This is a genomic window from Halorubrum sp. SP9 (assembly GCF_005435015.1).
GTDB classification, from domain to species: domain Archaea; phylum Halobacteriota; class Halobacteria; order Halobacteriales; family Haloferacaceae; genus Halorubrum; species Halorubrum sodomense.
Window position 1 is genome coordinate 1 of sequence record NZ_SGXU01000430.1, and the last position, 405, is coordinate 405.

The 405-nt window shown below is 59.8% G+C and carries 1 pseudogene; it reads left to right on the forward strand.

From position 1 onward, the window contains the following. A pseudogene (locus EXE45_RS20085) lies at positions 1 to 405 on the forward strand (hypothetical protein); the annotation flags it as partial.

The window sequence follows — 405 nt, forward strand, 5'->3', positions numbered from 1 at the left end:
TCGCGGCGCTGCTCCGGGCTGCTGAAGAGGAGATTAACCCCGCGGGCGATGTGTTACTGCTCGTTCTCGCAGACGAGGAGACTGGCGGTGATATCGGTGCGAAATATCTGGTCGAACACCACCCAGAACGCTTTGCGGACGTGGAGTACGCGATCGGAGAGTTCGGTGGCTTCCCATTGCGCATCGATGGGACAGAGTTCTACCCCATTCAGGTCGCTGAAAAGCGGGTCTGTTGGCTTGAAGCGACAGTAACTGGGCGTGGTGGTCACGCCTCTCGACCCCAGTGCGATGGCGCAATGAACACGCTTGGGAAACTGCTCACACGGCTGACCGAGCAGCGCCTCCCCGTTCACATCACACCGCCAGCCCGCAAATTCATTGAGGCACTCGCCGCCGAAGCCAATT